The organism is Flavobacterium sp. GSA192 (assembly GCF_006386525.1).
In the GTDB taxonomy this organism is placed as follows: domain Bacteria; phylum Bacteroidota; class Bacteroidia; order Flavobacteriales; family Flavobacteriaceae; genus Flavobacterium; species Flavobacterium commune.
On the sequence record NZ_VAHC01000001.1, the window covers coordinates 474,593 to 498,980 of the forward strand.

At 35.5% G+C, this 24,388-nt stretch carries 24 protein-coding genes; 10 read left to right on the plus strand and 14 right to left on the minus strand.

All coding sequences use genetic code 11. The annotated features are described in order from the left end of the window. The first annotated feature begins 72 nt into the window (after window positions 1–72). The gene (locus FDM27_RS01975) at window positions 73–603 is read left to right on the plus strand and encodes an inorganic diphosphatase (protein WP_066328669.1); all 531 of its coding nucleotides are present in this window, start codon (window positions 73–75) and stop codon (window positions 601–603) included. Window positions 604–713: 110 nt separating this feature from the next. Further along, window positions 714–3,197, plus strand: coding sequence for a sodium-translocating pyrophosphatase (locus FDM27_RS01980; protein ID WP_255510440.1), 2,484 nt, complete (start codon window positions 714–716; stop codon window positions 3,195–3,197). Window positions 3,198–3,275: 78 nt separating this feature from the next. Here FDM27_RS01980 and FDM27_RS01985 read toward each other — a convergent pair whose 3' ends face one another. The 8 genes from FDM27_RS01985 to FDM27_RS02020 form a co-directional block, all read right to left on the minus strand. Next, on the minus strand, window positions 3,276–3,890 hold the full coding sequence (locus FDM27_RS01985; protein ID WP_071185086.1) for a deoxynucleoside kinase: 615 nt from the start codon (window positions 3,888–3,890) through the stop codon (window positions 3,276–3,278). A 199-nt stretch (window positions 3,891–4,089) separates the two neighbouring features. Further along, window positions 4,090–6,639, minus strand: coding sequence for a TonB-dependent receptor (locus tag FDM27_RS01990; RefSeq protein ID WP_140484985.1), 2,550 nt, complete (start codon window positions 6,637–6,639; stop codon window positions 4,090–4,092). Window positions 6,640–6,896: 257 nt separating this feature from the next. Continuing rightward, window positions 6,897–7,310 carry an RrF2 family transcriptional regulator gene (locus tag FDM27_RS01995; protein ID WP_071185088.1) on the minus strand — a complete coding sequence of 138 codons (414 nt, stop codon included), beginning with the start codon at window positions 7,308–7,310 and terminating at the stop codon, window positions 6,897–6,899. A gap of 304 nt (window positions 7,311–7,614) precedes the next feature. Continuing rightward, window positions 7,615–8,451, minus strand: coding sequence for a TPM domain-containing protein (locus FDM27_RS02000; protein ID WP_140484986.1), 837 nt, complete (start codon window positions 8,449–8,451; stop codon window positions 7,615–7,617). A 3-nt stretch (window positions 8,452–8,454) separates the two neighbouring features. Beyond that, window positions 8,455–8,892 (minus strand): TPM domain-containing protein, encoded by a 438-nt coding sequence (locus FDM27_RS02005; RefSeq protein ID WP_140484987.1) that lies wholly within the window; start codon window positions 8,890–8,892, stop codon window positions 8,455–8,457. A 58-nt stretch (window positions 8,893–8,950) separates the two neighbouring features. Further along, window positions 8,951–9,544, minus strand: a complete 594-nt coding sequence (locus FDM27_RS02010) for a LemA family protein (protein ID WP_140484988.1) — start codon at window positions 9,542–9,544, stop codon at window positions 8,951–8,953. Window positions 9,545–9,630: 86 nt separating this feature from the next. Beyond that, the gene (locus tag FDM27_RS02015) at window positions 9,631–9,963 is read right to left on the minus strand and encodes a MerR family transcriptional regulator (RefSeq protein WP_026713247.1); all 333 of its coding nucleotides are present in this window, start codon (window positions 9,961–9,963) and stop codon (window positions 9,631–9,633) included. 146 nt (window positions 9,964–10,109) lie between these two features. Then, window positions 10,110–11,087: a M23 family metallopeptidase gene (locus FDM27_RS02020; RefSeq protein WP_071185092.1), complete on the minus strand. Its 978-nt coding sequence runs from the start codon at window positions 11,085–11,087 to the stop codon at window positions 10,110–10,112. A gap of 219 nt (window positions 11,088–11,306) precedes the next feature. Here FDM27_RS02020 and alaS point away from each other — a divergent pair, with 219 nt between their 5' ends. Further along, window positions 11,307–13,943, plus strand: coding sequence for an alanine--tRNA ligase (gene alaS / locus FDM27_RS02025; protein ID WP_140484989.1), 2,637 nt, complete (start codon window positions 11,307–11,309; stop codon window positions 13,941–13,943). Between the two features lie 89 nt (window positions 13,944–14,032). On the opposite strand, the gene FDM27_RS02030 is transcribed toward alaS, so the two are convergent. Further along, the gene (locus tag FDM27_RS02030) at window positions 14,033–14,416 is read right to left on the minus strand and encodes a hypothetical protein (RefSeq protein WP_140484990.1); all 384 of its coding nucleotides are present in this window, start codon (window positions 14,414–14,416) and stop codon (window positions 14,033–14,035) included. Between the two features lie 401 nt (window positions 14,417–14,817). Here FDM27_RS02030 and FDM27_RS02035 point away from each other — a divergent pair, with 401 nt between their 5' ends. The 3 genes from FDM27_RS02035 to FDM27_RS02045 all read left to right on the plus strand — a co-directional run bounded on the left by FDM27_RS02035 (window position 14,818) and on the right by FDM27_RS02045 (window position 17,431). Next, complete coding sequence (locus FDM27_RS02035; protein WP_140484991.1) at window positions 14,818–15,588, plus strand: hypothetical protein; 771 nt, start codon at window positions 14,818–14,820, stop codon at window positions 15,586–15,588. Window positions 15,589–15,845: 257 nt separating this feature from the next. Then, window positions 15,846–16,808 carry a GSCFA domain-containing protein gene (locus FDM27_RS02040; RefSeq protein WP_140484992.1) on the plus strand — a complete coding sequence of 321 codons (963 nt, stop codon included), beginning with the start codon at window positions 15,846–15,848 and terminating at the stop codon, window positions 16,806–16,808. Between the two features lie 2 nt (window positions 16,809–16,810). Next, complete coding sequence (locus tag FDM27_RS02045) at window positions 16,811–17,431, plus strand: DUF4230 domain-containing protein (protein WP_140484993.1); 621 nt, start codon at window positions 16,811–16,813, stop codon at window positions 17,429–17,431. A gap of 5 nt (window positions 17,432–17,436) precedes the next feature. Here the strand turns inward: FDM27_RS02045 and FDM27_RS02050 are convergent, their stop codons facing one another. The 4 genes from FDM27_RS02050 to FDM27_RS02065 all read right to left on the minus strand — a co-directional run bounded on the left by FDM27_RS02050 (window position 17,437) and on the right by FDM27_RS02065 (window position 20,160). After that, a complete protein-coding gene (locus FDM27_RS02050; RefSeq protein WP_071185097.1) occupies window positions 17,437–17,835 on the minus strand; it encodes a group III truncated hemoglobin in 399 nt (132 codons plus the stop codon). 37 nt (window positions 17,836–17,872) lie between these two features. Beyond that, entirely contained in the window at window positions 17,873–19,117 is a 1,245-nt protein-coding gene (ilvA, locus tag FDM27_RS02055) for a threonine ammonia-lyase IlvA (RefSeq protein ID WP_071185098.1), read from the minus strand. A gap of 234 nt (window positions 19,118–19,351) precedes the next feature. Further along, window positions 19,352–19,888: a DUF4136 domain-containing protein gene (locus FDM27_RS02060; protein WP_071185099.1), complete on the minus strand. Its 537-nt coding sequence runs from the start codon at window positions 19,886–19,888 to the stop codon at window positions 19,352–19,354. A gap of 89 nt (window positions 19,889–19,977) precedes the next feature. Then, window positions 19,978–20,160, minus strand: coding sequence for a DUF5522 domain-containing protein (locus FDM27_RS02065; protein ID WP_071185100.1), 183 nt, complete (start codon window positions 20,158–20,160; stop codon window positions 19,978–19,980). 48 nt (window positions 20,161–20,208) lie between these two features. On the opposite strand from FDM27_RS02065, the gene FDM27_RS02070 reads away from it, so the two are divergent. The 4 genes from FDM27_RS02070 (at window position 20,209) to hemL (ending at window position 23,884) form a co-directional block, all read left to right on the plus strand. Continuing rightward, a complete protein-coding gene (locus tag FDM27_RS02070) occupies window positions 20,209–20,538 on the plus strand; it encodes a hypothetical protein (RefSeq protein ID WP_071185101.1) in 330 nt (109 codons plus the stop codon). 250 nt (window positions 20,539–20,788) lie between these two features. Continuing rightward, entirely contained in the window at window positions 20,789–21,685 is an 897-nt protein-coding gene (locus tag FDM27_RS02075) for a 1-aminocyclopropane-1-carboxylate deaminase/D-cysteine desulfhydrase (RefSeq protein WP_410503830.1), read from the plus strand. Continuing rightward, complete coding sequence (locus tag FDM27_RS02080; RefSeq protein WP_140484995.1) at window positions 21,678–22,508, plus strand: glucosaminidase domain-containing protein; 831 nt, start codon at window positions 21,678–21,680, stop codon at window positions 22,506–22,508. The genes FDM27_RS02075 and FDM27_RS02080 overlap by 8 nt, the downstream gene beginning before the upstream one ends. 89 nt (window positions 22,509–22,597) lie before the next feature. Further along, window positions 22,598–23,884, plus strand: a complete 1,287-nt coding sequence (hemL, locus tag FDM27_RS02085) for a glutamate-1-semialdehyde 2,1-aminomutase (RefSeq protein WP_140484996.1) — start codon at window positions 22,598–22,600, stop codon at window positions 23,882–23,884. Between the two features lie 49 nt (window positions 23,885–23,933). Here the strand turns inward: hemL and FDM27_RS02090 are convergent, their stop codons facing one another. Continuing rightward, window positions 23,934–24,365, minus strand: coding sequence for a hypothetical protein (locus FDM27_RS02090; RefSeq protein WP_071185105.1), 432 nt, complete (start codon window positions 24,363–24,365; stop codon window positions 23,934–23,936). Between the last annotated feature and the right edge of the window lie 23 nt (window positions 24,366–24,388).

The following is a 24,388-nucleotide window of genomic DNA, read 5'->3' on the forward strand; positions in this document are numbered from 1 at the left end:
AATGTTTTGTTATAAATAAGGATTTGAGTTACTTTTGTGCCCAGATAAAATCAACTTAAGACAATAAATAAAATGACTGCAGACAAAATAAACACTTTCGATGTGTTAATCGAAATTCCAAGAGGAAGTAGAAACAAATACGAATACGATTTTGAAATCAAAAGAATGCGTTTTGACAGAATGTTATTCTCTTCAATGATGTATCCTGCTGATTACGGATTTATTCCTGAAACTTTAGCTCTTGACGGAGATCCATTGGACGTATTGGTTTTAGTAAACGAACCAACTTTCCCTGGATGTGTTATGGAAGTAAAACCAATTGGTGTTTTCCACATGGCAGATGATAAAGGACCGGATGAGAAAATTGTTTGTGTACCGGTTTCTGATCCAATTTGGAATAAATTAAATGATTTATCAGACGTTAATCCACACTTATTAAAAGAAATCGAGCATTTCTTCCAGGTTTACAAAGATCTTGAAAACAAACAAGTAGATGTTGAAGGATGGGGAGATTTGAGTGAAGCAAAAGCAATCATCAAAGAATGTACTGATCGTTTTAATGCCATTGAAAACAAGCCTGAAGGGTTATTTAGCATTAAATAATTTTCAGGTTATAAATTTGTAAAAAAAGCAATACTTCGTCAGGAGTATTGCTTTTTTGTTTAAATTCGTTTGTATGCTGTTGATTATTAACCTTAACCAAAAACGAATTTATGAATACAATTATGATTTGGGTGCCTGTTTTTATGGCATTAGTTGGACTTGCTTTTATGTTTTTAAAAAGAGCCTGGGTTTTAAAACAAGACGCCGGCGATGGTAAAATGGCCTCAATTTCCGATTTTATTTACGAGGGTGCTCTGGCATTTTTAAAAGCGGAATACCGATTACTGGCCGTTTTTGTTTTTTTTGCCAGTATTGTTTTGGCGGGAATTACTTTTTTACCAGGAGTTAAAACACATTTGTTAATTGTTGTGGCCTTTGTTATTGGTGCTTTATTTTCTGCACTGGCAGGAAATATGGGGATGAAAATAGCAACTAAAACCAATGTAAGAACCACTCAGGCTGCTCGCAGTAGTTTGCCTCAGGCCTTAAAGGTTTCTTTTGGAGGCGGAACCGTAATGGGATTAGGCGTTGCCGGTTTAGCCGTTTTAGGATTGACTTCTTTTTTTATTTTTTTCTATCATTTTTTTATGGGCGGGACATGGACTTCTATTGATGACATGACCGTAGTATTAGAAACCTTAGCAGGTTTTTCTTTAGGAGCCGAATCGATTGCTTTGTTTGCTCGTGTTGGAGGCGGAATTTATACAAAAGCTGCCGATGTAGGTGCCGATTTAGTAGGGAAAGTGGAAGCCGGAATCCCAGAAGATGATCCTCGAAATCCTGCAACCATTGCAGATAACGTAGGAGATAATGTGGGCGATGTTGCAGGAATGGGAGCCGATTTATTTGGGTCTTATGTAGCAACAGTTTTGGCAGCTATGGTTTTGGGGAATTATGTTATCAAAGATATGGGCGGAAGCATTCAGGATGCTTTTGGCGGAATTGGACCTATTTTGTTGCCAATGTCCATTGCTGGTTTTGGAATTTTATTTTCCATCATTGGAACAATGTTAGTAAAAATAACCGATGATAATGCTAAAGAAGCTCAGGTACAAAAAGCATTGAATATAGGGAATTGGGTTGCCATAGTTCTAACGGCTATTAGCTGTTTCTTTTTAGTGCAATACATGTTACCACCAATGATGAGAATGGAATTTTTTGGTGAGGGAAGTCAGGAAATTTCTTCGATGCGTGTTTTTTATGCTACCATTATCGGATTAATAGTTGGTGGAGTGATTTCTTCGGTAACTGAATATTATACAGGTCTTGGGACAAAACCGGTAATGGCTATTGTTCAAAAATCGAGTACAGGAGCCGGGACAAATGTTATTGCAGGATTGGCAACAGGAATGATTTCTACTTTTCCAACGGTTTTATTGTTTGCAGCTGCAATTTGGACATCGTATGCTTTAGCGGGTTTTTATGGTGTAGCCTTGGCAGCTTCAGCAATGATGGCTACTACGGCAATGCAATTAGCCATTGATGCTTTCGGACCTATTTCAGACAATGCGGGAGGAATTGCCGAAATGAGTGAATTGCCTAAAGAAGTACGTACCCGAACCGATATTTTAGATTCTGTTGGAAACACAACTGCAGCAACCGGAAAAGGATTTGCGATTGCTTCGGCAGCATTGACTTCATTGGCTCTGTTTGCGGCTTATGTTACTTTTACAGGAATTGACGGAATTAATATTTTTAAAGCACCCGTTTTAGCAATGTTGTTTGTGGGCGGAATGATTCCTGTGGTTTTTTCAGCATTAGCAATGAATTCCGTTGGGAAAGCAGCTATGGACATGGTATATGAAGTGCGTCGTCAGTTTAAAGAAATTCCGGGAATTATGGAAGGAACAGCCAAACCGGAATATGCTAAATGTGTGGATATTTCAACAAAAGCCGCTTTACGCGAAATGATGTTGCCGGGTGTTTTGACCATTGGTTTTCCTATTGCGATTGTGTTGCTTGGTAAATTAGTTTATGGCGACAATAATCAGTTAATTGCCGAAATGTTGGGAGGTTATATGGCTGGAGTTACAGTTTCGGGTGTGCTTTGGGCGGTTTTTCAAAACAATGCCGGAGGTGCCTGGGACAATGCTAAAAAATCTTTTGAAGCTGGTGTAATGATTAATGGCGAAATGACCTATAAGGGTTCTGATGCGCATAAAGCTGCTGTAACCGGAGATACTGTTGGAGATCCATTCAAAGATACTTCCGGACCTTCGATGAATATTTTAATCAAATTAACATGTTTAATAGGTTTAGTTATTGCTCCGATTTTAGGTAATGGAAGTCATACCATTGGAACTGCGGCTTCTTGTTGTGTTTCAACTGCTAAATGTACTTCGATGTCTAAAGAAGAATGTATCGCCAAAGGTTGTACGAATAAAAATTGCGAGCATCATAATGCTGCTATGATGGGGCATTGCGACATGTCCAAAATGGCAACAATGTCCAAAGAAGAATGTGCAAAAATGTGCGATAGTTTAAAATGTTCACCAGCGCAAAAAGAAGCCTGCCTGTCTCATTATGATGCGAATGGAAAGTTTATTATAGCTTCAGGAACTTCTAAGGGAAGTTGTTGTGCTCACAAAAAATAAATTTGCTATAAAAAACTAAAAATGCCTCGCAATTGTGAGGCATTTTTTATTCGTAGAAATATCTGTAAAATTTGTGTCTTAAAATAATCCGTTTAATTCGGCATTAATTCGTTCGATGATGTTTCCTAAATCTTCAGGGTTGTCCACAAAGTTAATTTTATCCACATCAATAATCAGTAATTTTCCTTTCGTATAGGTGTGAATCCATGCTTCGTAGCGTTCGTTCAAACGACTCAAATAATCGATAGAAATAGAGTTTTCGTATTCGCGTCCGCGTTTGTGGATTTGTCCCACTAAATTCGGAATTGAACTTCTTAGGTAAATTAATAAATCGGGAGCTTTAACCGTAGATTCCATCAATTCAAAAAGGGTAGCATAATTTTGAAAATCACGATTGGTCATTAATCCCATGGCGTGAAGGTTAGGGGCAAAAATATGAGCATCTTCATAAATGGTTCTGTCCTGAATTACTTTTTTTCCGCTTTCGCGAATTTGCATCACCTGGCGGAAACGACTGTTCAAGAAATAAATTTGAAGATTGAAAGACCAACGCTCCATTTGGTGATAAAAATCATCCAGATACGGGTTGTCAACTACGTCTTCGTAATGAGGTTCCCATTTAAAATGTTTGGATAGTAAAGCGGTTAATGTTGTTTTTCCTGAGCCTATATTTCCTGCTACTGCTATGTGCATTATGATGTTACAGTTTTATGATTTGTATTTTACTAAAGATGTAAAAATAGAAAAAAAATAGTCTTTATTGTAAGTGATTTGAATGATTTTAAATTTTGTTTGAACTGCTGTTTTTTTGCGTTTTCTAATATTGGATTAAATAAAGAAGCCGCCTCAATACAATTTTTGAGACGGCTTCCTTTAGTTAGAAAATTGAATTTTATAGTGAATATTTCAATGTAATTCCATACGTTCTCTGATCTCCTAATACTCCGGCATAGTGACCGGCATTACCACCGGCAGGTAATAATTGTTCAAAATAATCTTTATTTAAAAGGTTGCGTCCCCAGAAGTTGATTGATAAACCTTCAGTAGCTCTAAATCCTAAACGACCATTAAAGATTGCATAGCCGTCAACAACCAAGTATTTTGAGGCCGATGGACTTGAAGAAAATTCTGAACGGGCATAAGAATCTACAGCTACAAAGAATTTACCTAAATTTCCAAAGAATTTTGCATCTGTTGTGTATTCACCACCTAAACTTCCGGCCCATTTTGAAACTCCTGGTAAGCTGCTTCCTGAAACATCTTTAAAAGATACTGAAGATCCTGTTTCTTCTAATGGTAGTGGTGCATTTGTAAATTTAATGTATTTTCCATCCGTATAAGTTGCAGCTCCATTTATACTGAAATTTTTGTTGATAACAAAACTGGCATCTAATTCGGCACCTCTTACACGTACTTTATCAGCATTGGCTAAATAACCACGATTGACACCTAATTCAGCAGCCTGAACATTAGTTTGGTAATCCGTAATATCGGTATTAAAGAAAGTTAGGTTCAAGATAGTATTATTAAATGGAGATGTTTTAACACCTGCTTCGTAGTGCTGTACTTTTTCGGGTTTGATTACTGCCAAATCAAGAGCTGGTTGACCGGAAACAGTTGGAAGTCCGGCAACATTTACCCCAACAGGCTTGTAGCTTTTTGCATAAGTTGCGTAAGCATTAATTCGGTCAGATGCCTTGAAAGATAGCGTTAAGTTTCCTGAAAAGTCAGTTGCATCCGTGTTTTTGCTAAAACTTTGGTCAGTATAAACTAATCTTTTTAGAGCGATTAATTCAGGATCTGTCGTTTGTAAACCTCCGTAAGTGGCACGGTCGTAATCGGCATCCTTTTTATCATAATTGTATCTTAAACCTGGTAAAATATGTAATTTATCAGTAATAGCCCAGTCTAATTGACCAAATACAGCAGCACTAACTGAATGGATACCTGCATTTGTTCTTATACCATATCCTTCAAAAAGACCTGGTGTTTGCCATTTGGTGCTAGTAGTACTTTGAGAGAAACGCCATTGTGCGCTTCCTGATTCTTCTGTTCCATATGTATTAACTTCCTGGTCAATAAAGAATATTCCTCCAACTCCCGATAATTTTGGGCTGATTTCTCCAGCATAACGCACTTCTTGGGTGAATTGCTCATGTCTGTTTGGATTTTGTGATTTTGCTAAAACTTGTAATCCTGTAAAATCCCTGTCATTTGACGGATCCCAAGTTGAAAAGCGCCAGGCTGTTGTTGAGGTAAGTGTTCCTCCTCCAATTTTTGTATCAACATTAAGCGAAATACCTCCTATGTCTTGTCCGGAACGCCATGGAGTATCATGGTCAATTTTACGATCAAAGGGATTTGTGCTTGGAAGGGTGTAATTTAAATCGGCAATAATTTGATTGAATTGACGGTATGCAGCTCTTTGAGTTGGAGCAACACCGGCAAGAACCTGTGCATATCCATCAGGACGTTGTGTGGTGATGTCTGCAGCTAATGTAATATTAGTATTTTCTGTAGGGGTAAAAAGTAACTGACCTCTGATTCCCTGATTGTTTAATGTATTTGTTGCTTTTCCTGTTGCCACATTTTCAATTAAACCATCACGTTGTGTTCCTGAAAAAGAAATACGTCCTGCAATTTTTTTTGCAATTGCTCCTGTAATAGATGCTTTGGCTTGCAGGAAAGAATAATTTCCATAGCTTACTTCAAAGTCAGCAGCAGGAGTAAAACTTGGCTTTCTGGTTGTAATATTAAAGGCACCTGAAGTGGTGTTTTTTCCAAATAACGTTCCTTGCGGTCCGCGTAGTACTTCTATTTGACTTACATCAATAAAATCTAAAGTTGTAATTGCAGGGCGGGCATAATAGACACCATCAATATAGAAACCAACACCCGGATCAATACCATCATTAGTAAGACCAAAAGGAGAACCTAAACTACGAATGTTAATTCCTGTGTTTCTTGGGTTTGATGAGTAAAGCTGAACAGATGGAATCAATTCTTTAATTCTGTTTACATTAAAGGCACCTGCCTGTTCTGCTTGTTTTCCACTCACTACCGAAATTGGAATAGGTACGTTTTGAGCTTTTTCAATTCTTCTTCGAGATGAGATAACAACTTCAACAAGTTCGTTTTCTTCAGAAAGTTTTATTGTTAATGGAGCTGTTTGATTTTCAGTAATAGTTATTTCTTCCGTTTTGTATCCTACATATTGTATTAATAGGGAAAAAGAAGTCTTGTCTTTTGTGTCAATCGAAAAATTTCCGTTTGCATCTGTGGTCGTGTTGTATTTAGTTCCTTTTAGGATAACATTTGCACCTGGTAGAGATTGGTCCTGACTGTTTTTTACGTTTCCTTTTAAAGTATTCTGAGCATTTGAAACTGAAAAGAATAATAGTAATGTGATTATTGTGATTGATTTTGTATAAATTGTTTTCATGTTTAGTATTTATGTATGTTATATGTAATTAGTAGAATTAAAAATAAATTTTTTTAACTAACACATACACATTATAATAGCTATGGTTGTATTGCTGTTTAGAGTTTTGTTTTCTTTTGAATAATTTTCCGAAAAAATAAATTTTGTTCGTTGCCTTTTCATAAGTTTCATTTTTGGGTTTTTATATATGATTTTAATTCTGGGGCAAATGTATATGATTAATTCTATATAATTAGTAGAAATTAAAATATATTTTTTTATTTTTTTACTAATGAGGTTATCGTAATGCCTTGCATTGCTTTTAAAGTTTCTTCCCTAATAGTGATTAATCCGTGTCGTAGCAGGCATTCCGACTCGTCTTTGCAATCTAAACAACGCTCGTAAAAATTGATAGAAGCACAAGGTAGTAAAGCAATAGCACCGTCAAATAATCGGTGAATATCAGCTAGTGTAATTTCGTTTCCTGATTTTAAAAGATAATATCCGCCAAATTTCCCTTGCTTACTGCCTACTAAATGCCCACGTTTTAAGTCTAAAAGAATTTGTTCTAAAAACTTTTTAGGAATATTAGCTGCTTCAGCTATATCAGTGGTTTTAGAAATATGATTGACATCTTGTTGCGCTAAATAGAGTAGGGCTTTAAGTGCGTATTTGGTTTTTTGTGAAAGCATTTGTGTGGGTTATCTTATGTGGTTCAGATAAATTCAGGATAAAGATAAATAATTTTATAAAGGAGTCAAGGAATTTTTAAAATAAATAAACCATTAGCTGTAGCCAATGGTTTATTGTGATTGTGTTTGAATAAAAAATTATGGCTGTCCGCTAAGCGGACCAAATGAAAAAATAGGCCACAGATGATACTGATTTTAACAGATAAAAACGGATTTTTTTAGTTTTTTGTAAATTATAATCTGCGAAAATCTGTTAAAATCAGTTTCATCTGTGTGCCATTCTCAATGAAAGTTATATAAAAAATTACCAACTTCCGCTGGAACCGCCGCCAGAGAAACCTCCGCCGCCAAAGCCTCCACCGAAGCCGCCTCCACCAAATCCACCACCAGAAGAACCTCCACCGAAGCCTCCTCCAAAACCACCGCTATTGCGTCCCAGATTACTCAGGATAATAACATCTAATAAACTGGGACCTCCGCCACCACTATTTCCGGAGTTTCCACTACCGCCACCTTTGTTTCTGGATGCTAAAATCAAAATAAAAGCAATGATGATGATAAAAGGGAGAAATGGGAAATCTTGTTCTTGTTTGGCTTGTTTTCGAGTGCCTTTGTATTTGCCTTTAAAAACATCAAACAAGGCGTCGGTTCCTTTGTTAACTCCGTTGTAATAACTACCGGCTTTGAATTCAGGAATGATGATGTTTCGGATAATTTCACCGCCAATTCCCGCCGTCAATCGGTCTTCTAAACCATAACCCGGATTGATGGCAATTTTTCGGTCGTTTTTAGATATTAAGATAATTACGCCATTGTCGTCTTTTTTAGTTCCTCCAACTCCCCAGGTGTGTCCCCATTTGGTAGCGAGTAAACTAACGTCTTCGCCTTTTAAACTCTCTATTGTAATAACCACAATTTGTGTTGTGGTTGTATCAGAATATCGAATGAGTTTTTCTTCTAATTGCGTTTTTTCGTTGGTGCTAAAAAGATTGGCATAGTCATAAACGGATGTTTGTAAACTTGGTTTTTCTGGAATTGTAAATTGTGAAAAGATGCAATTGCAGGAAAAAAGTACAGATAGTAAGAGTACAAATTGAAAAATTCCTTTGGAATTTGAGTTTTTCTGTGTTGGAATTTTCATTATTTATCCTTTTGATATTTCGTTAGATAATTCGTTGCTGTCACCTTCCTGCCAAGGGAAATATTTTTTAAGCTGTTCTCCGGCTCTTAGAATCCCGTCAACAAGTCCTTGTTTGAATTTATGTTGCTTGAATTGAGTAACCATAGCATCACGGGTACAATTCCAAAAATCGGCTTCAACAACATCGTTGATTCCCTTGTCTCCGCATATCACAAAGTTATGATCGTCAACCGCCAGATAAATTAACACGCCGTTTTTTAATTCGGTTTCATCCATTTTAAGTTCATGGAAAATTTCCTTCGCACGATCGTAGGTGTCCATAGAAGTTGTTCTTTCAATATGGACTCTAATCTCGCCGGAGGTATTTTTTTCAGCTATTCGGATAGCTTCAACAATTTCTTGTTCTTCCTCTTTGGTTAAAAAATCTTCTACTTTTGACATTTGTTTTGTTTTTTTAATACCTATTAAAAAGCCCCTCCTCTGGAGGGGTTGGGGAGGATTAGAATTTTACTTCCACTGGTTTATCAGCACCTTCAACAGCGTTGAAATAGGCTTTTTCTTTGAAACCAAAAATTCCAGCAAATAGGGTATTTGGAAACGTTTTGATGTGTGTATTGTATGGTTTTACCGCTTCATTAAAACGAGTTCTGGCAGTTAAAATTTGGTTTTCAGTACTGGCCAATTCGTCTTGTAATTTTAAGAAATTTTGATTGGCTTTCAAATCGGGATATTTTTCTACCGTAATTAATAAACGAGACAAAGAACTGCTTAAGCCACTTTGAGCTGAGTTAAACGCTGCTAATTGTTCTGGTGTAATATTAGTTGGGTCAATTGTAGTTTGTGTAGCCTTAGCACGAGCTTCGATAACAGCTGTTAAAGTGCTTTTTTCAAAATCAGCAGCTCCTTTAACGGTGTTTACTAAGTTTCCGATTAGGTCATTACGTCTTTGATAAGCTGTTTGAACATCCCCCCAAGATTGTTCTACATCCTGACCTAGAGTCACAGCAGTGTTGTTAATTCCTTTAACCCAGCTATAACCACCAATAATAATAATTGCTAAAATAATCCAAGGTAAAAATTTTTTAAAATCCATGTTTCTGTTTAATTTAAAGTTTAATATTTATTGTTTTTATTTATTTCAAAATTGATATTGTAATTGAATTTTGCTATTGAAATTGACTAAAGCTCATTTTTAATATTAGTCAACTGTACTTTGATTGCTTCCAGTTTACTGATAATTTCAAATTTGTCCAGCGTTTTTTTCTGACCTTCTTTCAAATGGGTTTTAGCTCCTTCTAGTGTGAATCCTCTTTCTTTAACCAAATGGTAAATTAATTGGAGATTTTTGATGTCTTCAGGAGTAAACATTCTGTTGCCTTTAGCATTCTTTTTGGGTTTGAGAATATCAAATTCGCTGTCCCAAAAACGAATCAGCGACGCATTGACGTCAAAGGCTTTCGCCACTTCGCCGATGCTGTAATATCTTTTACCGGGTTGTAATTCTATGTGCATTTTTGTTGTTTTTTTAGTCCGTAGTTACTAGTCCCTAGTCCCCAGTCTTTTTTATATTGTTTTTATCATCTATTATTAATTATGGTATCTAAATTTTCAATTACTTGTTACTAATCACTATAGAATCAGATACTAAGTACTAAAAACTAATCCAGCGATTGGTTTTCCTGGTTGGCCAATTTTGAAATGGCAACGTATTCCACTGCCGAAATATTGCCATAATAAAAATTAAGCGGATTCACCACCCGACCGTCTTTGTGAACTTCATAATGCAAATGTGGTGCTTCCGATCTTCCTGTGCTTCCTACTAATCCAATAATGTCCCCGCGTTTTACTCTTTGTCCCCTTTGGCATTTGTATTTGCTCAAATGGGCATATAAGGTTTCGTATCCATAACCATGTCTGATAACAATATGGTTTCCATATCCCGAAGCGGTATTGTCGGCCCGTGCAATGACCCCATCTCCGGTGGCGAATATAGGAGTACCCTGTTTAGCTGTAAAATCCATGCCTTTGTGCATTTTTCTAGCTTTTGTAAAAGGATCAGTGCGATAACCAAAACCGGAAGCCATGTGTTTTAAATTTTCATTTCTAACCGGCTGAATGGCCGGAATAGCGGCCAGTAATTTGTTTTTCTCTTTGGCTAATTTTAAAATATAATCTAATGATTGCGATTGAATTACGAGCTCTTTTGTTAAAATATCGACTCTTTTAGTGGTTTGTAAAACCAGTTGGCTGTTGTTGTATCCCTGAAGTGCTTTGTACTTATTTGCACCCTTGTAGCCTGCTTTTCTTTCTTCTTCAGGAATGGGCGCTGTATTAAAATAAGTGCGATACAGGTTGTTGTCACGCTCTTCAATAGCTTCCACTACATTGTCCAGTTGATCTATTTTTTTATTCAAAAAAGCATAGTTTAATTTTAAATTTTCAATTTCCCGAATCAAAAGACGGTCTTTTGGAGTGTCAAAATAAGGGGTGTTTAACAAAACTACAAAGCTGATGAAACCAAATAAAGCGGAAGCCAACAAAAATAAGGCTACAAAGCCAAATTTTGTTCTTTTTTTGACTTTGATTTTGCGATAAGCCAGATTTTCAGAATCGTAATAATATTTTACTTTCGCCATATTTTAAAATACCCTATTTTTGCACCTCTAAAAAAGCACATTGCAACAAATTTAATAAATGTTTTAGTTGTTCCGCCCTTTTTTTAGTATTAAATATAACATAAAATTGATTGACAAAATTTAAAATTCAAAGATTTAAAAATTGTTGAATTTAGGAGTTTTACAAAAAATAAATAAAAACTTTGTGCCTTAGCGCCTTAGTGGCAAAAAAATATAAAAATGAAATCACAAGACATTCGCAAAGCGTATTTACAATTCTTTGAAAGTAAAGGACATTTAATTGTCCCTTCGGCACCTATTGTTCTAAAAGACGATCCAACCCTGATGTTTAATAACTCAGGAATGGCTCAGTTTAAAGAATATTTTTTAGGAAACGCCACGCCAAAAAGCAATCGTATTACTGATACGCAAAAATGCCTTCGTGTTTCAGGAAAACACAACGATTTGGAAGATGTAGGTTTTGATACTTACCACCACACCATGTTTGAAATGCTTGGGAATTGGTCTTTTGGAGATTATTTCAAAAAAGAGGCTATTCCATGGGCTTGGGAATTTTTAACAGAAGTGTTAAAATTAGACAAAGACCGTTTGTACGTTTCTGTTTTTGAAGGAAACGAGGCAGAGAATGTGCCTTTTGATCAGGATGCTTTCGATATTTGGAAACAATTTGTATCTGAAGACCGCATTATCCTTGGAAACAAAAAAGATAATTTCTGGGAAATGGGTGATCAGGGACCTTGCGGGCCTTGTTCGGAAATTCATATCGATTTGCGTACCGATGCTGAAAGGGCGGAAGTTTCAGGATTTAGTTTAGTCAATGCCGATCATCCGCAGGTAGTGGAGATCTGGAACAACGTATTTATGGAATTCAACCGTAAAGCCGATGGTTCATTGGAAAAGTTACCGGCACAACACGTAGATACCGGAATGGGATTTGAGCGTTTGTGTATGGCGATGCAAAATGTAACATCTAATTATGATACCGATGTATTTACACCACTTATTGAAAAAGTGGAGCAAATTACAGGATTGAAATACACCTCAAATGAAATAAAAAATATTTCAGAAGAGCAGAATAAAACCAATATTGCGATTCGTGTAGTGGTGGATCACGTTCGTGCCGTAGCCTTTGCTATTGCTGACGGACAGTTGCCATCTAACACTGGAGCAGGTTATGTAATTCGTCGTATTTTGCGTCGTGCTATTCGTTACGGTTTTACTTTTCTAAATACTAAAGAACCTTTTATCAATCAATTGGTTGCTGTTTTGGCAGATCAAATGGGTGAATTTTTCCCTGAAATCAAAAAACAACAAACTTTGGTAACCAATGTAATTCGTGAAGAAGAAGCTTCTTTTTTAAGAACTTTAGATCAAGGATTGCAATTGTTGGAAAATGTAATGGCTGAGACTAAAGGAAAAGAAGTGGCAGGAACAAAAGCATTCGAATTGTATGATACTTTTGGTTTCCCAATTGATTTAACCGCTTTAATTCTTAGAGAAAGAGGATTTAGCCTAGACGAAGCTGGTTTTGAAAAAGCCATGCAAGAACAAAAATCACGTTCTCGTGCGGCTTCTGAAGTTTCTACTGACGACTGGAAAATTTTGGTTGATGGGAATACAGAATCTTTTGTAGGTTATGACCAGACAGAAAACGAAGTGAAAATCACGCGTATTCGTAAAGTAGATTCTAAAAAAGATGGTGTTTTGTACCAAATTGTTTTAGATGCAACGCCATTCTATCCGGAAGGTGGAGGACAAGTAGGTGATAAAGGAACCTTGGTTTCGGCTAATGAAACCATCGAAATTATAGATACAAAGAAGGAGAATAATTTAATCTTGCATTTTGCTAAAAAATTGCCGGAAAATGTAAACGCCTCTTTCGTAGCAAAAGTAAATACCGATTTAAGAGCGGCGACTTCTAAAAATCACTCGGCGACACACTTGATGCACCAGGCGTTGAGAAGTATTTTAGGAACGCATGTGGAGCAAAAAGGATCTTTGGTAAACCCAAAAAATTTACGTTTTGACTTTTCTCATTTTTCTAAAGTAACTGATGAAGAATTGCAGCAAGTAGAGGATTTTGTAAATGCTCGAATTCAAGAGCAATTGCCATTGATCGAAAGAAGAAGTATTCCTATCCAACAAGCTTTAGATGAAGGAGCAATGGCTTTGTTTGGAGAAAAATATGGTGATAATGTACGTGCAATTAAATTTGGAGACAGCATGGAATTGTGTGGAGGAATCCACGTAAACAATACCGCTGATATTTGGTCTTTCAAAATTGTTTCTGAAGGAGCAGTAGCGGCAGGAATCCGTCGTATTGAAGCGATTACCGGAGATGGCGTAAGACAGTTTTTTGCTTCGCAGGAAGAATTGTTAGACGAAATTAAAACGGCATTGAAGAATCCACAAGATACGGTTAAAGCAGTAGTTTCTTTACAGGATGAAAATGCCAAATTGAAAAAACAAGTGGAAGCTTTGTTGAAAGAGAAAGCGAAAAATATGAAAGCCGAATTGGCAAACGAACTTCAACAAGTAAACGGCGTTCAATTTCTGGCTAAACAAGTTGATTTGAACCCAGAGGGAGCAAAAGATTTGGCTTATGAATTAGGGAATTTAGGAGATAATCTGTTTTTAGTTTTGGCTACAGCCGAAGAAGGAAAACCAATGTTAAGCTGTTATATTTCTAAAGAATTAGTGGCTGAGAAAAATCTAAATGCAGGTCAGGTAGTTCGTGAATTAGGGAAGTTTATCCAAGGTGGGGGTGGAGGACAGCCGTTCTTTGCAACTGCAGGAGGTAAAAACGCAGCCGGAATCCCGGATGCTTTATCAAAAGCAATTGACTTTGTGAAGTAAAATTTAAGTTTTATAAAAATCAAGAAACCCTTTTAGAATGTGTAAGCCAACTAAAAGGGTTTCTCTTTTTAAGTATGAAAAAGTTATTTTTAGGAATGGTTTAGTTCAATTCCGTTTTCTTCCAGAATATCCAGTAAGTAATTGTTTTCTTTAGGATCGTATTTTTCAATACCACTTTGATACCACTTCACTAAAACACTTATCTGGAAATGGGTATAACCTTCGGTGTCAATATTAATACCCAGTAAGCCGGCCATTAGGAATTCTTCTAAGATTTTTTCGGTGATGATTTTTTTCGGAATTCCGTCAAGGATGCAGCCATTTACACTTTCGTAATCAACTCTACCGGAGTTAAATCCGTCATTAAAAGCAGTATTGGCTGTGTCGCTTTTTACTTTCGAATAAGGATCAAGACCTTTAGAATAACCTTCTAAATAATCTTGTCTGTAAATTGGGTTGAATATGTTTTTCATGGTGTTGGTTGTAGTATTCATTATCAAAAGTAAAAGCAATAAATGAGTTCACCATTTAAAATCGTTGAAAGGATAAAATACTCTTTAAATCGCTTGGGCTATGTATTTTGTCGATAAAATAAGTAGTTGGTTTGCATCAGTAATTCTTTTTGAAGTACCAAATTAGAGTTCGTTTGAGTTCAGGTCGAATTTAGCCTAAGAAGTTTTGCAAAAACGAATTAACAATTTGATGAGGTTAAACCCTGATATAGAAAATGTTTCGATATTTTGCAGTAATTGTTGTTTGAAATATTCTTTTTAACGAGTTTTTAGGTTGTTGAACTTGTTTTGTTGGCTTAGCTGTATTTAATATATAGTTTTGAAGTCCCCAATATGCTATGTTCAAATTAACCTATAAAACCATGAGAAAATTAAATAGAATATTTGTTTTCATTTCAATAGTTGCTGTTCTTTTTAGTTCTTGTTCCAATGAAAAAGAAATTAAAGGAAAGAATTTTGTCAAAATTATTGAATCTACCGAGAATGGTGTTTCAGAAAATTCCGTTTTTACATACAATCAAAATCAATTGTTAAGTGCCGATAATTCAAAGGAAAGAATTGATTATACCTATACTGACGGCTTGATTACTAAAATTGTTAAGTATAATAAGCAAACACAACTTAGTGTTACATTACAATATACTTATCTTGATGATAAATTAGTTAAAATAACTTCGTCCGATCATTATGTGATTTATTACACTCATGAAAACAGTGAAACGGTTTTGTATGAAAAATTCAAGATCGATACTCAAAATCAGGAGCAAATGGTACATCATGGAACCTTGTTTTTTAAGAATAAAAATTTAATCAAGGTGGAGCGTACTTTTGATAATGTTGATGAAGGAGTGCTTTCTACTTCTAAAACTACTTATGAGTACGATACTTATAATAATCCGTATTGTGCTATTTTAGGTTACAACCAATTATTGGATAATGCTGCTTTAGTTTCTAAAAACAATGTTGTTTTAACCGTTGTTGAAACTAAGGTTGTAAATGGAGAAGAAACAATTGCTTCGGCAAATTTGTATCCAACAACCTATAAATACGATGCCGATAATTATCCTACTGAACAGGTTTCGGAATCGAGTGTAGGAAATCCAAATTATTCTAAAATCCAATATTTGTATTAGTTATCGGTTTTAAAGCAGTTTGTAAGTCTGTAAGTTATATAAGTTTTGTTGTTTGGTGTATCGATACTTATATGGTCTTAATATATTATAAAACAGCAACTCAAAGTTTATGTAAGTAAGACTAGATAAGCTAAAACTTATATGGCTTATATGGTTTAAAAAGCAACATTATTTATGTTTAATTGTTTGCAAAAAAAAGTTGATATAAGACTCATTATAATAAATATTATTATACTTATTTTTGGTAAAAAACTGCAATGCAATTTCGTACCCCAATACCCATTTTAGAAAGTCCGTTTCCTGTTGATTATCATTCAGGAATTTTAAGTTTGGGCTCTTGTTTTGCGGTAAATATGGCCGAAAAACTGGAGTATTTTAAATTTCAAAATGCTTGCAATCCGTTTGGGATTATTTTTAATCCCGTTTCGATTGAAAAATTAATTTCAAGAGCCGTTACTAAACAGTTTTTTAGCGAAAAAGATATTTTCGTTCACAATGATTCATGGCATTGTTTTGAAGTTCATTCGGAACTTTCAAATTCTGATAAAGCAATTTTTTTACAATTATTAAATGAATTAGTTGTTGCAACACATCAGCAAATAATCCAGTCCAGCCATTTTCTAATTACCTACGGAACGGCTTGGGTATATCGTCATATCGAAAGCGGAGAAATAGTGGCCAATTGCCATAAACTACCCCAGAAGCAATTTACAAAGGAAATTTTATCGATTGACAGCATTCAAACCGCAATTCAGAATACATTTCGTTTAATTAAGTCGCTAAATCCCGAGGCAAAATTTACATTCACCGTTTCACCAGTGCGTCATATCAAAGATGGCGTTGTAGAAAATCAAAGGAGTAAAGCCCATTTAATTAGTGCAATTCATCAGGTTTTAGGGGATTCTGCTTTCTGCAATGTAAATTCTGCCATTTATTTTCCCAGTTACGAAATTATGATGGACGAATTACGTGATTATCGCTTTTATGCCGAAGACATGTTGCATCCTAACCAAGTAGCAATAAATTACATCTGGCAGCGATTTAAGGAAACTTCCATTTCAAAAACTGCTTTTATTGTTATGGAGCAAGTGGAAGGAATTCAAAAAAGCTTATCTCATAGGTCTTTTAAGCCAGAATCAGAAAGTCATCAAAAATTTCTAGCCAAACTTCAGGCAGGAATTACTAAATTGTGTTCGGAATATCCATTTATTAAATTTTAATTATGATAAAAAACATACTTATTGGAGCCGCAGTTATAGTGGCAGCCGTCTTGTTATTTAAATTTTGTGATTTCAAAAAAAGCGATGAAGATGCTATTAGTTACAATACCAATCTTATTCAGCAGCAAATTGTAAACGTTGGTAAATTAGTCGTTACCGAGGGGCATTTCTCAGAAGTGATTACCTATAAAAATCAGCAAAAATACCTGTTGGATATGGTTTCTTTTGAAAAAAAAGCGCTCATTGTGGTCAATGCCGATGTGACCGTGGCTTATGATTTGCACCAAATGAAGTATGATATTGACGAAAAAAACAAAACAATCACTATTGTAAGTATTCCAAAAGAAGAAATAAAAATCAGTCCCGATATTCAGTTTTATGATGTAGAACAAAGTAAACTGAATCCTTTTACGGGCGATGATTACAATAAAATCAACAAGCAGGTTAAGGCTAATTTGGCAAAGAAAATTGCTAAATCAACCTTAAAATCTAATGCCCAAAACCGACTCATTAGCGAATTGTCTAAAATCCTGATTCTGACCAACACTATGGGTTGGAAATTACAATACGAAGGCAAAGTTATTGAAACTGAAAAAGATTTAGGGCAACAGGTGAAATTATAGTTGATTTAGTTTTCGAAAAAATTCCGTCCGCCATTTCTGAAATACTCAATTTTGTAAAAGAACATTTCTGCCATGTTTTTAGCTCGGAGTTTTGCTTCTTCTGCTAGTTTTCCTTGGAATAAAGCATCGATAGTTTCGGTAAAAATTTCCATCCAACGATTAAAATGCTCTTTTTCTACCGGCAAATGCTTGTGCGGAGGAAACGGACTGCCTGAGTAGGTGTGTTCTTCGAGTAAGATGGTTTGCCAAAAACGGTACATTCTTTCTAAATGTGCCGGCCAATTAGGGCCTATTTTTTCATTAAAAACAGGTCCAATTAAGTTGTCTTCCCGTACTTTAGCATAGAAACTATCTACTAATAATTTGATGTCGTCAAGATTTTTAATATCGGCTAAATCGCTCATGTTTTCTGGAATAATGAATTACAAAGTTAGCTTGTTTTTAGCCAATTAATTGATGAAATAAGTCTTGTTTTTCGTTGAGGTATTTGTATTCAAAACCTTTGTTGTCCATTTTGGTTTTTATAGCAATAATATCGTTTTTGTTTTTGAGTTCCAATCCTACAACGGCAGGGCCTACTTCGCGATTGTTTTTCTTTGTAAACTGAAAATAAGTAATATCATCGTCAGGACCTAAAATGTCGTTGACAAATTCTTTTAAAGCACCCGGACGTTGCGGAAACTGAATCATAAAATAGTGCATCAATCCTTCGTAAAGCAAAGAGCGTTCTTTTATTTCGGCGGTACGTTCAATGTCGTTGTTACTTCCGCTAACAATGCACACTACGGTTTTTCCTTTTATTTTTTCTTTATAAAAATCCAATGCCGAAATAGTCAATGCCCCTGCGGGTTCTACTACCATGGCTTCTTCGTTGTACAAACGCAAAATAGTGGTACATACTTTTCCTTCAGGAACAAGAATAATGTCGCTTAGGTTTTTTTTACAAATGTCAAAAGTCATTTTCCCCACTTGTTTTACGGCTGCTCCGTCAACAAATTTGTCGATGTTTTCTAAAATGGTCACTTTTCCATTTTCTATAGATGTTTTCATCGAAGAAGCACCTTCGGGCTCAACGCCAATGATTTTAGTATTAGGACTCAAATACCTGAAAACTTCCGAAAGCCCTGAGGCTAGTCCGCCGCCGCCTATGGGAACAAATACATAATCAATAGGTTTTTTATAGCTTTCCAGAATTTCAAGACCTACCGTTCCCTGACCGGCAATAACTTTAATGTCATCAAAAGGATGGATGAAAGGCATCTTGTTTTTGGTAGCATCAGCCAATGCAGCGGCGTAAGCATCGTCAAAAGTATCTCCTGTAAGCACAATTTCTACAAAGGAACCTCCAAAAAGTTTGACTTGTTTTATTTTTTGCTTCGGTGTGGTTTTAGGCATGTATATTTTGCCTTTTATCTGAAGTAATTTACAGGAATAAGCAACGCCCTGCGCATGATTTCCGGCACTGGCACATATTACACCCTGATCTTGTTCTTCAGGGCTAAGCGTGCTGATTTTGTTGTAAGCTCCTCTGATTTTATAGGAACGTACCGTTTGTAAATCTTCTCTTTTTAATAGAATTCGGGCATTGAATTCGGTTGATAGATTCAAATTTTCCGATAGCGGTGTCTCCATGACCACGCCCTGTAATTGCTTTTTGGCTTCTTGTATTTGGTTTAGTAGTTTCATTTTATTGGTATAAAAAAACCTCCCGTATTGGGAGGTTGAATAAATGGTATCTTGATTACTTATTTACATAACACTCCGTCATTATTATTGGATAATAATGTTAATTGTGATACCTATGTTAATCGTGTTGTTCATTTTTTATGATTGTATTACAAATATATCATTTTATATTTTAGGTCTTTTAAAAATTTTAAATCAATTTTCCACCCTTTAGGCTTGGTGAAAGAATATGATTTATTTTTTTTCAGTAGGTGGGAATTGCGCCAGAATTTTGGCAACAAACTCATTGATTTGGTTTTCTTTCTCTCTTCGATTTTCAGTTAGGGTTCCAACTCCTTCACCTTGCCAAATCAACTCTTTTTTCTTAGCATCGATTAAATCGATATACAGTGTGCCTTGGGTTGATGAGCTAACATAGGTGTTGCCGCCCCATAAGAAAGGATTCCATCCCCAACCCCAACCGTAACCCCAACCCATATTGAATTGGTTTACGTCAAGTTGTTCTCGCTCTTTGGTGAAAAAATTGATTAGTAAATCAGGATTTTCACTTTTGCTCATGCCTTTTTTACTCAATTCGTTGTCAATAGCATGTAGTATTCTTTTTTTGTCTAATTCAGATATTTGAACCCGATCAATGCCTTTTTTGTGAAAAGCATAGGTTTTGTATTGACTAAAATCAGCACGACTGTCAAAATCAGAATAAACCCTAACAGAGCTACAGGAACTCAATAGAAAAATAAATAAAAGCGGTAGTATTTTGAGTGTTTTCATAATGCAATTATTTGATTGTTAAATATATGAATAAAAATGGGTTGTGTTTTTATATACGCTAAAATAAGATAAATAGATTCGGGTTGTTTTTATAACGATTTCTTATTTGTACCTGTTTTTTTGTCGTATCCATAAGGACAATGACGGCAACCACTCTTGCAACAATAGCCTCTCTTTAAGTGGTATTTTTCAGTAAAACATTTGTATCCTTCGGCTGTGTAATAGAAATCTTCTCCTTCTATTAATTTATTTTCATTACTTTGTTCAATCATTAATAGGTTTTGTTGTTAGTTTACACAAATTTATAAATTTAAGAACCAATGTTTTTTGTTGTTAACAAGTATTTAATACCAAAAGGATACCGTGGATTAACGGCTTATCCATTTGTGTTTTTGAAACATCGGATTGATAAACAAAATCCAGTTTTTATCAATCACGAACGCATTCACTTACGGCAACAAATAGAATTATTGATACTTCCTTTTTTTATTTGGTACTTCCTTGAATATCTTGTTCGCTTATTACAATTTCGTAACAAAAATCGTGCCTATCGAAATATTTCTTTTGAAAGAGAGGCATATAGCAACGAAATTGATATGGATTATCTTAAAAAAAGAAGGTTTTTTAGTTTTTGGAAGTATTTGTTTTAATCGCAAAGTTTAGAAGTTTTTTAATACCGCAGATTCGCAGATTTTTTAATAGTTGTTTTTGAATTATTTATTGTAGCGTAAGCAAAGCTTTTCGTGATTTTTTTTAATTCAAAGAAGGGAAAAAAATCTGAAAATCTGCGGTATTAAAAATTATCACAGTCATCATATAATTCACAGTGAACTCGGGGTTAAAAAAAGTTTTCACTATTTTAAAGCTATAAGTTTTACCTTTGTCAAAAAAATAAATGCTTTGAATCAAAAACTGCAAATAAGCTTTCCGAATTCCATTTCCGTTACCATCAAAAGGGAGGATTTACTGCATCCGGTGGTTTCGGGAAATAAATTTCGAAAGTTAAAGTACAATTTGCTTCAGGCAAAAGCTGAAAATAAAAAAACGCTGCTTACTTTCGGTGGTGCTTTTTCTAATCATATTGCCGCTGTTGCTTTTGCGGCTCAGGAGCAGGGACTGCAATCCATTGGGATTATTCGTGGCGATGAATTAAGAGATAAAATCGATAGTAATCCAACGCTCCAATTTGCTCAGGAATGCGGAATGCAATTCGAATTTGTTTCCCGTGAAGAATATCGATTAAAAAGTGAATCTTCGTTTTTAGATAAATTGAAACAACAATTTGGAGATTTTTATTTGGTTCCCGAAGGCGGAACGAATGCTTTGGCTATAAAAGGCTGTCAGGAAATTTTAACCGATGAAGACAGCGAGTTTGATTATATTTGTTGTGCTGCAGGAACTGGCGGAACCATTTCGGGAATTATTAACAGCGCGTTGCCGCATCAAAAAGTTTTAGGATTTCCAGCTCTGAAAGGCGATTTTTTACAAGATGAAATCCGTATTTTTGTGCAAAATCAAAATTGGGAGTTACTAACTGATTATCATTTTGAGGGATATGGCAAGGTCAATAAAGATTTGATTTATTTTATCAATCAGTTTTATATTGAAAATCAAATTCCATTAGATCCTGTTTATACCGGGAAAATGGTTTTTGGAGTTATGGATTTGATACAAAAAGATTATTTTCCGGCTCATTCCAATATTTTGCTTATTCACACTGGTGGATTGCAAGGCATTTTTGGAATGAATGAGCGATTAAAAAACAAACAATTACCAACAATAAATATCGATGTTTAAGAAAAACCTACTTTTATTTATTCTTCTGACGCTGATTAGTTGTAATGCTACAAAATCTCCAATTGTAACAACTAAAAAAGGATCCGGTAAAAATACTGCATATTCTCAAAAAAATAAAAAATCCAAAGGTCGCAATGAAGTAATTGAATCGACTTCGAGAACGGTGGTTAAAAATGATGTTGTTAGTGGTTATGTGTTGCAATACAAAGATATTGCCATGAGTAATATGAAAACCTATGGAATTCCGGCGAGTATTATTTTGGCGCAGGGAATTTTAGAATCGGGGGCTGGAAGAGGAAAATTAGCAGAAAGTGCTAACAATCATTTTGGTATCAAATGCCACGCCGACTGGAAAGGAGATTCGGTAAGACATGATGACGATTCCAGTCAGGAATGTTTCAGAAAATACGATAAAGTTTCCGAATCTTACAGAGATCATGCTTTGTTTTTAAAAGGCAAAGTCAGGTATGCCAGCTTGTTTGAACTGGATAAAGATGATTATCAGGCTTGGGCAAAAGGTTTGAGAAAGGCAGGTTATGCAACCGATCCGAGATATCCAGACAAATTGATTTCTTATATAGAACGTTACAATTTAGGTCAATATGATGCTCAGGTTTTGGGAACAAATTATGTGCCTGTGGAAAATCAGAATCGAAGAATTGTAGTTAGAAATTCCGGAAATGATACTTTTTATGAAGTTCAGAAAGGAGATACTTTGTATTCTATTTCCAAAAAATACAATCTGTTAGTGGATGATTTAAAGCAAAAAAATAATCTTTCGGATAATACTCTTTTTGTAGGGCAAAAGTTGAAAGTGAAGTAATTATAAGTTATAAAAAAATAATGAGTTGTTAGAAGTCAAGATTGTAAATCTAAATTCTAAACTCTAAAATCAGAAATTTTAAATTAAAAATGTTATACCAAAGAAGTAGTCAGCTGTTTGCTGAAGCAGAAAAAGTAATTCCGGGAGGCGTAAATTCGCCGGTTAGAGCATTCAAATCGGTAGGAGGAACACCTATTTTTGTAAAACAAGCCAAAGGTGCTTATTTGTATGATGAGGACGGAAACCGATTGATTGATTATATTAATTCCTGGGGACCAATGATTCTGGGACATGCTTATGAGCCAGTAGTTCAGGCGGTAACTGAGAAAGCTAAACTGGGAACTTCTTTTGGGATGCCAACGGAATTAGAAACTCAAATTGCTGCTTTGGCGGTATCGATGGTTCCTAATATTGATAAAATCCGTTTTGTAAATTCAGGTACTGAAGCCTGTATGAGTGCCGTAAGATTAGCGCGCGGATTTACAAAAAGAGATAAAATTATAAAATTTGCAGGTTGTTATCACGGGCATTCTGATTCTTTCCTGATTCAGGCCGGAAGCGGGGCAATGACCTTTGGAACTCCTAATAGTCCGGGTGTAACTGCTGGAACAGCTAAGGATACCTTGTTGGCTAAATACAATGATTTAGAAAATGTACGCAGTTTAATCGAAGCAAATTCGAACGAAATTGCAGCCATTATAGTAGAACCAGTTGCAGGAAATATGGGTTGTGTGCCGCCAAGCAAAGGCTTTTTAGAAGGTGTACGTCAATTGTGTTCTGAGAACGGAATCTTACTGATTTTTGATGAGGTAATGACCGGTTTTAGATTAGCTAGAGGTGGTGCTCAGGAGTTATTAAACATCAATGCTGATATTGTTTGTTTCGGAAAAGTAATTGGTGGCGGATTACCAGTGGGAGCTTTTGCTGCCAGAGAAGAAATTATGAATTATCTGGCTCCGCTTGGTCCTGTTTATCAGGCGGGAACTTTATCGGGAAATCCACTAGCTATGGCTGCTGGTAAAGCAATGCTGGAATCTTTAAATAATGATACAGCTATTTTTCAAAGATTAGAAGAAAAAACAGCTTATTTAGAAGCCGGAATTCATAAAGTTTTACAAGCAAATAATGTTGTTTATACTATTAATAGAGTAGGTTCTATGATTTCGGTACATTTTGATGCCAGTCCTGTTGTTGATTTTCAAACGGCTGCTAAAGGTGATAATGATACTTTCAAGAAATTCTTCCATGGATTGTTACAGGAAGGTGTTTATATTGCGCCTTCAGCTTACGAAACCTGGTTCATCACCGATGCTTTGAGTTATGAAGATTTGGATTTTACAATCAATGCAATTGATAAAGTTTCAAAGACATTGTAATGTAAAAGGGTAAAAAAAAGCTTCGAGTTTAGTTTCTCGAAGCTTTTTTTTAGTTTTCCATATTTCCACCAGCAGGTCTGTCGTCACCCATTCCGCCACCTTGTCTGTCACCCATTCTTTGCTGCATTCTTTCTCTCATTTTGTCCTGGCTGCTTTTCCATTTTGTTAGTTGCTCCGGAGTTAAAATAGCTTTCATTTTATCTTCCATTGCTTTTCTTTGAGCCTCCATATTTTCTCTGCCCTGACCTTGGTTGTTTTGTCTGTTAGCTCTTTGGGCAGCTTGCTCAGCATAAAGTTGTTTTAGCTGTTCCTGTTGTTTTGCATCCAGATTCAATTCCTTAGTCATTCTTGCGATACGTTGTTCTGAGCGCTGTTCCGGAGTCATTCTTTCCATGTTGGCTCTCTGTGGTCTGTCGTTGTTTTCCTGAGCAAAACTTGATACTCCAACAACCAATAATGCGGCAATAATTAGTTTTTTCATTTCTTTTTTGATTTATGTTAAAA